Source organism: Akkermansiaceae bacterium (genome assembly GCA_019634595.1).
Classification (GTDB): domain Bacteria; phylum Verrucomicrobiota; class Verrucomicrobiia; order Verrucomicrobiales; family Akkermansiaceae; genus Luteolibacter.
In genome coordinates this window covers 884,644-898,362 of the sequence record JAHCBC010000003.1, presented here as the reverse complement: position 1 = coordinate 898,362, position 13,719 = coordinate 884,644, and the positions used below count along the sequence as shown (strand labels likewise).

The window sequence follows — 13,719 nt, the reverse complement described above, 5'->3', positions numbered from 1 at the left end:
AATGGAAGGGATGAAGCACATGCCGGTCCGGCTGATTCATGGCAATGGTCCTCAATGTCCACAATTTTGCTGCGGCTTCCCGGGGCGTCATGCATCCAAGCCGCATCAATCATGCGCTTTCATGGGCCGTTCCATGATATATGATCCGGTTGACGCGCGTTGTGGGATTATTCATTCCCGGGCGTTTCCTTCCGCCAACTGAAGGCGAGTTGCGGCGGAAGCCTATTTCGATGGTGATGAATCGGCGGGTTTTTCCGCGGCGTTGGTGGCATCGGTATAGCCGCCTTCGCTTTTTGGGTTCGCCGTTTTTTTGCAGATGGTTCCCTGGCAGTTGCAGGTGACGGCATTGGGATCGGGAGGATTGATGATACGGGTCGCCTTGATGGCAGCCAGTTGGTCCGCGGGGATCAGATTCCGGTTGACCCATTCGGAAACAACCGCCCGCTTTTCGCGGGGGAGGCCCCAGTTCATGATCCAGAAAATGGGGTCGGCAGGCGCCACGCCGGCCGCGCTTGACCGTACGCCCAGCTTCATCAGGAAAATACCCTTGGGGGCCTCCTGCCCTTGGGGGATTTCAGCCAGCGAGAAATCCCGGTGCGCATGATGTCCGGAGAATTTCCCCTCGGTATTCACAGTTGATATCTCCGGCCCCTGGCGATCCATTCCAGATCCGTCCACCAAGGTTTTCTGGGGATAGACCAAGTTCTGGTTCCATAGCTGGATGCGCACCCCATTGGGAGCCTGCACGAACCGGGGGGATTCCGACTGCCCGTCCCAATAGAACAGATTCTGGCGGTTGCCGTCGATTTCAAATGCCAAGGCGGTGGCACTGAGGCTGCTGTCCGGGGTCAATTTATAGTCCGTGAGCAGCGTGGATGGATCATTCGCCCAGCCGGGACGGTCGGAACGAACGGCGGGATTGCCGTTGAAATCGGTCGTGGCGAAAAGCTCACCTTCGAAGATGCGCCATTGCGTCCTGATGTTCACCGGATCACCGGCGGGAGGAGGCTCCCCGGGAATCACGGGCTGGGGATGGCGTTCGTAGATGCCGGTCTGGAGCTTGCCGTCCTTTTCGTAGAGGAAAACATGATCCTTGTTGTCCATATAGGCGTCGATGCTGTCCAGCGAGGGAATCAGCGGTTTGAGCGGCGGACGCTGGATGGTTTGGGAGTGGGCGATGCCGAACACGGAAACCGAAAGGGCCGCGATGAACGAAAAGGAATACTTCATAGGGAGAATGTTTGTGCCGGGAAGTTGCGGAAGCACAGTGTTCGGAAGTGGGGGCGCTTGGCGTGAGTGACAAACAAGAGCCACACGTGCAAGCATTGGCAACAGTCCGGGAAAGTGTCAAGAGCGCACCCGGGGACAGCGGGTTCCCCGTGTTGTCTCATTTCGGATGTTCCATCCAAAATTTGAAGAGGATTACAACGGATTGCACTGATTCACTGGTTTGAAGAGAGAATGGATTGGCACTTATCAAATCCGGCTGCATGCCCGATTCTGGATCAGAGCAATCAGTTCGTAATCCTCCTGCCGGGGCCCGGAATGAGGTGGTCCCGCGGGGGGCAATCCGTGTTACGGTGCGTAATAAAGACACCGGAGGTCAGGCGGCCTGGGATGATGGCAGGCGGTCGCAAATATCATGATGGGCCGGCGGGTGGCGCCTGCATGTTTGTAGTCCCGCATCTGACGAGCGTCTTGCCCTGCCGGATGCTTTGGTCCATCATCAGCAAAGTCGTATGAAATTCCCCTCTTTCCTGCCACTGTTGGCCACCCTGATGTTCCTCGGCGCGTGCAAGCGTGAAGGGGGCGATTCGTCATCCTCCTCCACCCGCAGCGGTTCCAGATCCAGCAATCCTTCCGTCTCTCCGTCCAAGCGGGCCCATGCCCATAACGACTACATTGAAGGGAAGTGGCGGCTGGGAGCCCCTGGAACGGACGCTGAAAGAGCCTTCGAACAGGCGGACACGGCCCAGGACAAGATCCTGGTCCTGGAAAAGCTCCAGGCGTCTGATCCCGGTTCTCTGCCCTCCGTTCTCCGCCGGGCATTGCGAAGCCCTGATGAAAGCCTGCGGATCCAGGCGGTGATGAAGACTTCCAGCCTGCAATCATCTCCCGCCGAAGTGGTTGATATCCTGACCGCCGCCGCCTGGGATGAGAGTTCCGAGGTGAGGGCCCACGCCCTCAATATGACCCATGAGCAGGTGGAGGAGGCGAAACTGGAGATCTTTTCCGCCACCCTCACCTCAACGAATCCCGATGTCAGGGACACGGCTCTCGCCGAACTCGGGCGGCTCCGGTCGAAGCCGGCCCTGGAGGCGCTGTTCCACGGCTTGGCCAACGGGGATCCGGAATTCGTGGCGAAGGTGAATCAGCAACTGGTCAATCTCATCAACTCGCAATTCGGTTCCTACGAAGAGGCGGATGAATGGTGGAAGGTCAATTCCGAGAAGTTCGACGAGCGGTTGATCCGCAGCGTTGACTGATTTGTTAGAATATCTCCCGGTCGGTGGAATCCGGTCGATTTCGGGGATTTTGTATCAGGCCGGACAGAAAGGGTTGTTGCCGCACCCTGCTTCCGGTCGGTCCATCACTCTTTCTGCCGGGCATTGGTCGGATTCGAACTCTGTTAGACAGGTGGTTTTCAATCTATCGAATTCTCAGCATAATTCCGGATACTCGGGGTGTGGCGGGCATTTTGTTTGACAGAGTGAACTAATTTCAACAAGGAATTGCTCGCGTATCAATGATGTGTTGTAGCATTGCATATCTTTGATGGGCACCCCTCGGGCGATCCCCTTTTGTCCCGCCCTCTCCCTCACCTCCCTGTCATCTATCATATCAACCATACGGATTAATGTACCCTTCCTCCACCCTTCTATCCGTTGCTGCCTTTCTGGGGGCCGCCTGCTTCGCAGGTGCGGCTGCCAGTCAGGTCGGTACTCCCGACCCCGCCAGAATATCGGCTTCCGAACTGGCCTCCATCGCGGAGGCTGCTTCAAAACGCTGGGAAGCGACAGGTCTGACGGAGGCTCAGAAAGCAACCCTGCGCGGTCTTCGCTACGAAGTGGCGGACCTTGAGGATGGTGTCCTCGGTGCTTACCGGGAAGGTTCCATCAGGATTGACATCAACGGCGCCGGCCAAGGTTGGTATGTCGATGCCACTCCGGATGCGGATGAGGAATTCCGCAACGTAGGCTCCGCCACCCAGCTCGCTGGCGACGGGGATCTTGCGAAGCGGGTGGATGTGTTGAGCGTCGTGCTCCAAGAGCAAGGCCATGCCCTCGGACTTGAGGACAGTTTCAGTGATGCGCAGGATGTGATGTTCGCTTTCTATGCGAAGGGTGTGCGTCTGCTTCCGGCAAAGGGTCAGGCGGAAGGGTCCGTCCCCGGAAGCCTGCGCGGCACCCACTACGCCCACTACCGCGGTGGCTCCGTGACCCACACTGTCAGTTCCACCGGTGTGGTGACGATTGAGTCATATACCGTATGGGCCTCAAACCAGGTGAGCCAGCCATCATTCACCATCCGTACGGGTGCGAATGGCGGTGGCTCCAGTTTGGGAATAGCTGCCGCCACTCACTCTAACCACGCTTCCGGGACGGAGTTGGGTGGTAGTGGTTTCACGGTTAGACGTTCGGTGTCTACCTTTACGCTTTCATCAGCAGGCACTTACTATGCATATTGGACGGGTGGCAACCGCGTTGGAGGGATCAACAATGCTCCGGAGAGTACTTGGGCTCTGGAAACCTGCATCAAATGGAATGGGGCCGGCACTACCGCCGCCAGTCCGACCCAGCGGGAAGCGACCATCGATATCATTGCGAGGGGTCACACCTACACCCAGAACCTCAACAGCGTGGATCCGGACGGAAAGCCGGTGAGCTTCCAGTTCCTTACCGGCTCGGCGGCGCCTTACTTCGGCCCGACCACCCAGATCCCGGGCATCAATCTGGACAGTCTCGGCAACGTCAACATTTCTTCGGCGAACACCGCGACCCTCGCCACGGGGCGGTGGGTGTACAAAACACGGGTCACCGATGCGGATGGAGCCTACTCCGACCGCGACGTCACCGTGGTCGTGGAAAATTCGACAGGTGGAGCAGGAAATAACCCCAATGCCCCCGTGCTTGCATATATTCCGAACCGGACGGTTGCCGTGGGTTCCCCGCTTACTTTCGGAGTTTCCGCGACGGATGCCGACAACGACCAACTGACGATTCGCGCGCAGCTTCTGCCAAGCGGAGCGACCCTCCCGCAGGTGGTGGCACCGAACGGCTCCGTGAGTTCCACGTTCAACTGGACGCCCATCGCCGGCCAGGAAGGCGTCTATACCATCAACGTCGAGGCTTTCGATAGCAACAGGCCCGTGCCGATCATTGCGAGCCAGTTGGTCCAGATCACCGTCACTGGCTCGAACACCCCTCCGGTTCTCGATCCCATCGGGAACAAGACCGTCGCCAATGGTGGCACTGTGAGCTTTACTGTCAGCGGGAGTGATCCGGATGGAGACACCATCACGCTCAGCGAATACTTTCTGCCTGCCGGGGCCACTTTCAATGCTGCCACGGGTGCCTTCACTTGGACTCCGGCCGCCGGTCAGTATGACAATACCGTCACCGGTGTGACGTTCCGTATCACCGACAACGGCGTTCCGAACCTCTACACGGAGGAAACCATCAACATCACCGTGGGCGCGGGTAATGCGGCTCCCGTCATCACCCCGGTTGCGACCGTGTCCGCGCAGGTCGGCCAGCCGCTGACCATCCCCATCACCGTGACGGATGCCGCGGGACAGACCATCACGGTCACCGCGCCGATCCGTCCCTCCGGAAGCACGTTCACATCGACCCCCGGCACCAGCCCGGTCAGCGGCACCTTCAGTTGGACGCCGAGCGCCGCCGGAACCGAGACTCTCCGCATCCGTGCGGAAGACAACGGCTCGCCGATCCTCAGCAGCACCTACGACATCACGATCGAGGTGACGGACAACCTGCCACCGGTGGTGACGCTCAACGGCGCGAACCCGATCACCCTGGAGTGCTATGTGGACTTCTACACGGAGTATGGCGCGACCGCGGTCGATCCCGAGGACGGTCCCCTTACGCTGGCCCCCATCGCCGGCACGGTGGACCGCACCCACGTCGGCACCTACACCAGGACCTACACCGCCACCGACAGCAAGGGGCTTTCCACCTCGGTGACCCGCACCATCCATGTGGTGGACACGCGGCCACCCGTCATCACGGTTCCGGCGAACATCCTCATCCCGTCCGTCGTCAAGAACCCGTCGGGGCCGACCTTGTCCAATCCGGTCTTCTATGCCCCCACCGTGACCGCCAGCGATGTGGCGACGGGCAACCGCCTGGTGACCCTCTCCCACCCGACCGGGACCCGCTTCCCGGTCGGCAGGACGACGGTGACCGCGACGGCCTCCGACCCCAGCGGCAACACCGCCACGACCACCTTCGACGTGATCGTGCTCGAGCACCAGGAATCGCCCGGCGTCCGTTTCATGGACGTGATCGCCTACCGCGGTGAGCCTGCCACCGGAGCCCCCCTCGGCACCATCTTCAACGTCAACCGCGCGTTCGTGAACAACCGCAGCGACGTGATCTATGACGCGGCCCTCTCCGGAGCCGGAGCCAACGACACCGCGGTGTTCTACGGCCCGCTCAACGGGGCGCAGACCGTGCTCGCCGTCAAGGGGACCGCTTCCGGGGTGGGCAACTTCGGAGCCTTCAGCAACCTGACGCTCAACCACCTCGGTGACGCCGGCTTCGAGTCGCTGGTCGGTTCGACCCCCGCGCAGTTCAGGAGCGCCGGCGGTGCGGCCGCGGTGGTTTCCGCGGCGAAATCCGGAGCCGCGCCGACGGGCGGCGGTGAAGCGTTCAGCACGCTCTACCAACCGGCGATGTCCTCCAACGGCCTGTTGCTCACACCGGCCACCCTGCAGCTCGGCTCGGGAGCCGGGGTGACTGTAGCCAATGACACGCTCCTGGTCACCAGCGGCGGTGGCGTGCTCGCCCGCGAAGGCAGCCCCACCGGCGTCGCCGGAGTGAGCTACGGCCAGTTGCACCCGCGTGTGGTCGCCAGCCGTGCGAACGAAAAGTATGCGTTCTCCGCCTTCCTGGAGACGCCGGTGTTCGACCCTGACACCAACACCGGCCTGTTCGTGGGGACCGTGGGTGGCGGAGCGCCGGACCTGGTGGTCCGCGAGGGGAATGCGGCCAACGGGGTGACCGGGGCGAGGATCTTCCAGTTCCTGGGTGAATCGGTCAACAGCGCCGGGGAGATCGCCTTCCGCGCCACCATCACCGGGACCGGGGTGACCGCGGCGAACAATGACGGCATCTGGAGCAACTCCGGAGCGGTGGGTTCCCCGCCGGTATTGGTTGCCCGCAAGGGTGCCATCGTCCCGCTGGCTCCGGCCAACCGGATCGCCTTCAGCCGGTTCACCGCGCTGCACATGCAGGATGACGGTTCGGTGGTCTTCCACGCGTTCCTGCAGGACGCCACGGCGGTCGCGGTGGTCAACTCCAACAACGACGGCAGCATCTGGCGCTGGAGCGGTGGCAGGCTGACGCTGCTGGCCCGTGAGGGGGATCTGGCCAACAACACGGCGGGCGGGCGTTTGCTCAACATCAATGGATTCGACTGCAACGACATGGGCGGGATCGTCTATGACGCGACGCTGGTTCCGGGGGTGGGTGACACGACCACGGCCACGAACCAGGCGGTGTTCATCAACCGCGGCAACGGTCTGGACCCCGCGCCGCTGCTGGCCATGCGCCGCAACGACAGCTTCGAGGTGATGGGTGCCAAGCACATCGTGGCGGGGATCAAGATCAGCACCTCGGTGAACTCCGGAGGAGGGACCGGCGGTTATGGCCGTGCGATCAACGATTCCGGGGAGGTTGTGTTCAACCTGACGCTGTCCGGACTTCCGGGGCCGAAGTCGGGGATCTTCCTGCTCGGCTCGGCGCCGAACTGACGGGCTGAGAGCGGCCTGTTCCAAAGGATCCGGCGGGGTCGTCCTTCATCAGGACGGCCCCGCTTTTTTTTGGGGTGGGCACAAGGAGGGCGGACGTTCCTCCGGCGGCCGCAAAGACATCCCGGGACAGAGCCGCCTCTCGCGCTCATCGCCAATGCCGCCGAGGCACGGATGATCGTCGGATAGGGCCACCGGTCATGCTGGACTCACTGATCCTTTGTGGTGGAAACAGAAGCTGCGGGGAAGAATTTGCAGCTTGTTGTGGAGGGAGAGGGAGGGGCTTCTACTCCGCGGTGGTTTTGTCCAGTCTCACCTTCGTGGCAACGGCGCGGTGCTGGGAGGGGCGCTTTTCCTCCGTCAGGCTGGCGGTGACGTTCCAGTGCCTGCTTGCGAGGATGTAGTCGATCCGCATCCATGGGCCGCCGCCGCTGAGTGGATTGCGGGTGGTGCCCGGAAAGGTGTAGCCGAGGCCGCTTCCCGCCACCTGGTGGGTGTCTTGCAGCCCCTTGGTCAGGGATCTCTGGATGTATCCGCCCGCAGGTGCGTTGAAGTCACCCAACACGATCACCGGCAAGGTTTCGCGGTCGGTCAATTCCTTGAATGCCTCCGCCGTGCGTATGCGCTCCCGCCACATGCCTTCATAGGATGTCTTCTTCTGATGGAATGACGTGCCGGGTATCATCCCCAGGATCCCGTAAAGGAATGCTCCCTTCCGGTAGTGGGTGAGCGTGTCCCGGACGGTGAGGAAATGGACACTATAGACCACCACCTCCCGGCCTTCGAAATCGATCACGAACCGTGCTGCGGGCATGTCGTCCTTGACTCCTCCTTCCAGTTTCACCAGTTCTCCGGAGACGATGGGATAACGGCTCAGAAACGTGTGCTCACCGAGGCTCATCCCATCCTTGAACTCGGAGTAGTTCGGGTCCGCGAGATATCGTTTCGCCCGGCCGGCGGTTTCCTGAAGGGCCAGAATGTCCGGTTTGATGAGGTTCTTGAACGGTTGGAGGCTTTGGTTCGCGTTCTGGCCGTAGTTGCAGGTAACCACCGTCAGATGGGATGGATCATGTGTTCCGTCGAAGTGCTTCGCCGTGTTTCCCCTCCATTCGTAGCCCATGCCATAGGTCAGGAAGAATCCGGCGGCGGCCAACTGGAGCAAGGCCAGCCTCCAACTGAAAGGCAACGTGCCGATGAAAAGGAAGGGGAGCGGTATCAGGATGATCGCCCGCGGAAGATAGAGCAGGAATGCGAGGGTGATGTTCCGCTCCCCGATCCAAGCGGCCGCCACCGGCAGGAGAACCAGGCATCCTGCATAGCCGACGGTCAGGATCCGGAGAAGGAGGCGGATATACCGGCCGATGCGGTGTGACAGCCGCCTGCGGGATTCAACGCTCTGGAGTGCCTTTCCGGCTCTCTCCAGAAATGAATCAAGCGTCCTCATATCCGCCGGATCAGGAGTCACTCTTTTGGTGCGTCGCTTCCGGCGGGAGGAGGGTCCACGGGTTTGTCGTCGGCGGCGGCGGAGATGGCGGGGGGATTTTGATCCGTGGATTTCGCGGGCTTCTCTTCGTGCTTGTACAGCGCGAAAGCCACCCAGGATAGAATCACGAGAATCCCCAGGACGATGATTGATTCAAGGATCGTATATCCCTTGGGATGGGGTGGGCGCGGGCTTGTTGTGACCATGGTGGAAGGTGGCTGGAGGGCCTTGGATAACACTGGAAGGCGGCGATGGCAATCGAAGCGGTGCGAACACGGGCGGTGGCGGGCCCGTTACCAACAGATGCCGGTATAGGAGCCCGGGAGATCGGCGAGTTCCGGCCAGGAGGCGACGTCGATGATCTTGTGACGGGGTGCGAGATTTTCCTCCAGATCGGCCACGCTGGCACAGCGATTGAAGACGACGATGGTATCTTTCTCCCGCAGTGCCGCCGCAAGGTCGCTTTTCAGGATTGAGGTGAGGTTGGGCAGCCGGAGGCTCGCGATGCGGCCGATGGCACCCGTGAACTTCGCGGGGACGATCAACGGATCGTAGATGCCGACGTCGTGGTTCTTGAGCAGCAGCCGGGTGGCGAGTTCGAACGCCGCGCTGCCTCGCAGATCGTCCGTCTGGTCCTTGAAGGAAAGGCCCAGCAGCAGCACGCGGCTGCTGCCGGCGGTCTCCACCATCTCCGTGAGATGGTCCATGTGGTCCTCGTTGCTCGCGAGCAGGCTGTCGAGCATGGGAGTGGAGAGGGCATGGGAGCGCGAAAGCTGGTTGAGCGCGCTTACATCCTTCGGAAGGCAGGAGCCGCCGAAAGGGGTGCCGGGCCGGAGGTAGTATGGGGAAATGTTCAGCCGGGTGTCCTGGCAGACCACCCGCATGATGTTCACCGCATCGATTCCGATGCCTTTGCCGATCCGGCCGATCTCGTTTGCGAACGCGATTTTAGCAGCGTGGAACGCGTTGCACGCATACTTGATCAACTCCGCGGATTCCAGGTCGGTTTGTTCCGTGCAGGCGTCGAAGATCCTCCGGAGCGGGGAGATATCGTCGTTGCGGTCGTAGGAGCCGACGACTGAAAGGCTCGGCTCGACCATGTCGCTCACCGCTGAGCCCTGGCGGAGGAACTCCGGGTAGAAAAGAACCTGGAGGCGCTGTTCGGCCACCAGATCCTTCAGGTGGGTGTCCACAAGCCCACGTGTGGAGCCCGGCAGCATGGTGCTCCGGTAGATGAGGTGGTGGGGAGTGGATTTGCCGCGGATGGCCGCCGCGATATTGCAGGTCGCTTCTTCGACAAAGGAGAGATCAAGAGAGCCGGCGGCGGTGGAGGGCGTGCCGACGCAGACCAGGGAAATGTCAGTCACGTTGATCGCCTCGGCGGTGCTGGTGGTCGCGTGCAGGCGACCGAGGCGGTGGGCCTCAGCGGTGAGTTCGGCCAGTCCCGGTTCGTGGAAAGTCGCTTCGCCCGCGTTCATCGCGTCGATTTTCGACTGGATGACATCCACTCCGATGACCTTGTGTCCCCGGCTGGCCAGAAGGGCCGCGACGACGCTGCCGACATAACCCAGTCCGAAGACGCTGATGGAGAGTTGCTCTTTGGGTGATGTGTCAGATTGCATTAAATTTTTACGATGGGGGATGCCTCCAGTGTGGTCAATGTCAACATCCTGTCATCTGGCGAACCGGCGCTTTCCGTGACTTTGGAAAGAAAGACCCGGCACTTTCTTTTTTGCTTTGCCGTGATCGGTGGGGATCATGTGGCGGACAAACCGTATGGGAGAAAGAGGATTTTCAGCCGTTTTCCGCCAGCGCGCGCTTCTGGCGCTCGGCGGGCTGATGTGCCTGCTGCTGGTTCCTTTTCCCCGCCCGGCGGAACCGGAGCCAATCCTGGAGGATGTGCGGAACCTCCTGCATGTGCCGCTGTTCATGGCCGTGATGCTGTTGTTGCGCGTGCTGCAACGGTCTGTTCCTCCCCGCTGGCGGTCGCTGTGGATCTGCGCCTTTGCCGCCGCATTGTTGGGGGGACTTTCAGAAATCCTCCAGGGGTTGACCGGCCGGACGCCATCGGTTGGGGATTTCGGTGCGGACCTCGCGGGCATCCTGCTGGCCTGTGTGGTGTCGTTGCGGGGGACGGGCACGCGTTTGGTGACCCTCCGGCGGTTGTTGCTGCTTGCAGGCGTGGGGATGTTCGCGCTTGCGGCCGCTCCTTTGGTGAGGGAAGTCTCCATTTTTGCGGGCAAGCACAAGGTGTTTCCGGTGTTGATGGATCGGGGTTTTCCTGGCGCTCTGTGGCAGGGGCAGGGAGGCACCCGTCTCCATGTGGTCGATACGGAGTCCGGCGGGCTACAGGTGGAGATGCCTCATGGCGACTATGAAGGGCTGCGCTACATGTTCCCCCGCGGGGTGGATACGGCTGGATATTCCGGCCTGGTATTCGAAACAGCCAATGATGGTGAATCTTTCGAACTGGGGGTCAGGGTGGACGTCACAACGGGCAGCAGGAAGAACGCGGCCGTTCTGGTTCCCCGGGGAAATGCGGTTCTGAAGATCCACTGGGTGCCGGAGGCTGGTGACGGTGGGTTGAAGAGGGTGGTGCTTTTCACCGGCGTGGGCCAACCTGCGAGGAAGTTCCGGCTTTCCGGCGTGCGCTTGCTCATGGAGCCGCAGGAATGATTCCCGCCGGCCCTTGACAGTCGCCGCGCGGGCTTGGCACCCTGCCTGCGTTCGGGGAAAGTGTTTCCGTGCCGGAGTATGTTAGAGTTTCTTTTCTGGTTCAGCCTGTTGCTGGTCGCATACGCCAACATCGGGTATCCAGCGTTGCTCCGGATTTATTGCCGTCTGCGGCGGAGGGAGGTTCATTCCGGAGATTTCGGCGGGCAGTGGCCTCTCGTGTCGGTCGTCATGATCGCCCACAATGAAGAGAAGCGCATCTCCGGAAAGCTGCGGAATCTCCTGCAGAGCGACTATCAAGGTGAGCTTGAGATCATCGTCGTGTGCGATGGGTGTGAGGATGCCACCGCGGATCTGAGCCGGAGTTTCTTGGGGGAGGGTGGCAGGACGATCGAATCCCCCCGATGCGGCAAGGCGGAAGGACTCAACCGAGGGGTGGCCGCCGCGAAAGGTGCCATCCTGATTTTCGCGGATGTGAGGCAGGAGTTCGATCCATCCGCGATCCGGCGGCTGGTGATGCCATTTTCGGATCCCTCCGTCGCCGCGGTGAGCGGCAGTCTGGAGATCAAGGAGACGAAGGACGGTCCCGGAAAGGGAATCGACCTTTATTGGCGGCTGGAGAAATTCATCAGGTTGGCCGAATCGAAGATCGACTCCTGCATCGGATGCACCGGGGCCATCTACGCGCTGCGGGCGGATTGCTATCTGCCGTTGCCTCCGGATACCCTGTTGGATGATGTCGTGGTGCCCATGCAGGCGCAGATGGCGGGCGGGCGCATCCTGTTCCAGCCGGAAGCGCGCGCCTATGATCCCCAGGAACTGACCACCGGCAACGAGCGGCGGCGCAAGACACGGACGCTGGCAGGGAACTTCCAGATGCTTTTCCGTTACCCGGCATGGCTGCATCCTTTCCGCAACCGTCTTTGGTGGCAGTTGTTGTCGCACAAGTATCTGCGGCTCGCCGTTCCTTTCCTGCTGTTGGTGTGCTTCGCCGGCAATGCCTTGTTGGCCCTCTCCGGAGGCATCTATCCGGCGCTCTTCCTGCTGCAGCTTGTTTGCTACCTGTTCGCCTTCATGGGCATGGGATCGTCCCTCCGCAGGCTGAAGATCTTCAGCATTCCCGGTGGGTTCCTTTACCTGCAATACCTGTGCGTCCTCGGGCTGTTGCGATACATCAGGATGCGGGCTGCGGGAAAACCAGTGGGCTGGTGAAAAAGTTATGATACGTGCCGTTGACAAGTGGTTGCTACCCTGGCTGTGCCGACGCCCCGAACCGGCGGACCCGGATCTGCCGACAGATGTCATGCTCAGCGTCTGTGATCATTTCGAGCCGTTCCACCGCACGGACCGTGACGGAGCTCTCCGGAGAATGGATCAGTGGCAGAAAGACTTCCCCAGGTTCATCAGGGAGTTCCGTGATGTGGACGGAGCCCCCCCGAAGCAGACGTTCTTTTATCCGATCGAGCAATACGACCGCGAAGTGCTGGACCGTCTGTCCGCCTTGTGCCGGGAGACGGGCAGCGAGGTGGAACTCCAGTTGCATCACCACGATGATGATGCGGACAATCTGGCGGCGGTTCTGAAGGAAGGGGTGGACCGCTACCGCAGCCATGGCCTGTTGGGCACCGGCCCGGATGGTGCGGCCCGGTTCGGGTTCGTCCATGGGAACTGGGCGTTGGACAATTCCGACCCATGCGGGGCCAACTGCGGGGTGCACCGGGAACTCGAAGTGCTGCGGGCCGCCGGGTGCTATGCGGATTTCACCATGCCCTCCGCACCTCATCCCGCCCAGACCAGGATGGTCAATTCCATTTACTATGCCCGGCAGACCGACCTGCCCAAATCACATGACCGGGGAGTTCATGCCCAGTTGGGGAACACGGCTTCGCTCCGGAATGAATCCGACCGCCTGTTGTGTGTCCAGGGGCCTCTGGCTCCGAATTTCCGGAAGCGGAAATGGGGCCTCCTCCCCCGTTTGGAAAACGCTGAACTGAGTGGTGCGAACCCCCCTGGCATTGAAAGGTTCCACCTGTGGAGGGAACAGGGGATCTCTGTGCGGGATCGCCCGAACTGGGTGTTCGTGAAGCTCCATACCCATGCCGGAGTGGAGCACAACATGCCAGCCTTCTTCGGGGAGCCGGCCCGTCGCTTCCATGAAGCGCTGGCAAGCTCCCTGCCCGCAGGAGTGCGCCTGCACTATGTATCAGCGCGGGAGACGGTGAACCTCATCCACGCGCTGGAAGACGCTTTCTCCGGTAGCCCGGATGCCGGGAGGGATCATTTGTATGCAAAACCAGCGGTACTCTCTTCCCCGGTCTGAGTGTATCTTGGCTCATTGATCTTTCTCACGGTACGCGGCACGTAGTTGAGGTTTTTGTCGCCGAAGTAGTCCGAGCGCTTGAAGCCGTTCTGGGCTTGGAAGTCCTTTTCGCTTTGGGACACACAACCGACGGCCCCCATGGCCATGATGGCGATGACCGAAATGCCGGCGAATTTCTTCGTGAGACCGAGGAGCGGGAGATTTTTCATGGCGGGAGTGAGGATGATTCTGAATCTTGCGGAATTCCAAGCA

At 61.1% G+C, this 13,719-nt stretch carries 9 protein-coding genes; 5 read left to right on the top strand and 4 right to left on the bottom strand.

Annotation, left to right across the window (positions count from 1 at the left end; all coding sequences use genetic code 11):
* Window positions 1–222: 222 nt before the first annotated feature.
* Entirely contained in the window at window positions 223–1,230 is a 1,008-nt protein-coding gene (locus KF712_14585) for a hypothetical protein (protein MBX3742217.1), read from the bottom strand.
* Between the two features lie 509 nt (window positions 1,231–1,739).
* On the opposite strand from KF712_14585, the gene KF712_14580 reads away from it, so the two are divergent.
* On the top strand, window positions 1,740–2,486 hold the full coding sequence (locus tag KF712_14580; GenBank protein ID MBX3742216.1) for a hypothetical protein: 747 nt from the start codon (window positions 1,740–1,742) through the stop codon (window positions 2,484–2,486).
* A 371-nt stretch (window positions 2,487–2,857) separates the two neighbouring features.
* A complete protein-coding gene (locus KF712_14575; protein ID MBX3742215.1) occupies window positions 2,858–6,994 on the top strand; it encodes a DUF5011 domain-containing protein in 4,137 nt (1,378 codons plus the stop codon).
* Between the two features lie 283 nt (window positions 6,995–7,277).
* Here KF712_14575 and KF712_14570 read toward each other — a convergent pair whose 3' ends face one another.
* Both KF712_14570 and KF712_14565 read right to left on the bottom strand, forming a co-directional pair.
* Window positions 7,278–8,435 (bottom strand): endonuclease/exonuclease/phosphatase family protein, encoded by a 1,158-nt coding sequence (locus KF712_14570; protein ID MBX3742214.1) that lies wholly within the window; start codon window positions 8,433–8,435, stop codon window positions 7,278–7,280.
* A 332-nt stretch (window positions 8,436–8,767) separates the two neighbouring features.
* Window positions 8,768–10,096 carry a UDP-glucose/GDP-mannose dehydrogenase family protein gene (locus KF712_14565; protein MBX3742213.1) on the bottom strand — a complete coding sequence of 443 codons (1,329 nt, stop codon included), beginning with the start codon at window positions 10,094–10,096 and terminating at the stop codon, window positions 8,768–8,770.
* Between the two features lie 154 nt (window positions 10,097–10,250).
* Between KF712_14565 and KF712_14560 the strand changes: the two genes are divergently transcribed.
* The 3 genes from KF712_14560 (at window position 10,251) to KF712_14550 (ending at window position 13,467) form a co-directional block, all read left to right on the top strand.
* Complete coding sequence (locus KF712_14560; protein ID MBX3742212.1) at window positions 10,251–11,150, top strand: VanZ family protein; 900 nt, start codon at window positions 10,251–10,253, stop codon at window positions 11,148–11,150.
* Window positions 11,151–11,228: 78 nt separating this feature from the next.
* The gene (locus KF712_14555) at window positions 11,229–12,359 is read left to right on the top strand and encodes a glycosyltransferase family 2 protein (GenBank protein ID MBX3742211.1); all 1,131 of its coding nucleotides are present in this window, start codon (window positions 11,229–11,231) and stop codon (window positions 12,357–12,359) included.
* A gap of 7 nt (window positions 12,360–12,366) precedes the next feature.
* Complete coding sequence (locus KF712_14550) at window positions 12,367–13,467, top strand: hypothetical protein (GenBank protein ID MBX3742210.1); 1,101 nt, start codon at window positions 12,367–12,369, stop codon at window positions 13,465–13,467.
* On the opposite strand, the gene KF712_14545 is transcribed toward KF712_14550, so the two are convergent.
* Window positions 13,425–13,676, bottom strand: coding sequence for a hypothetical protein (locus KF712_14545; protein MBX3742209.1), 252 nt, complete (start codon window positions 13,674–13,676; stop codon window positions 13,425–13,427). The genes KF712_14550 and KF712_14545 overlap by 43 nt on opposite strands.
* Window positions 13,677–13,719 lie beyond the last annotated feature (43 nt).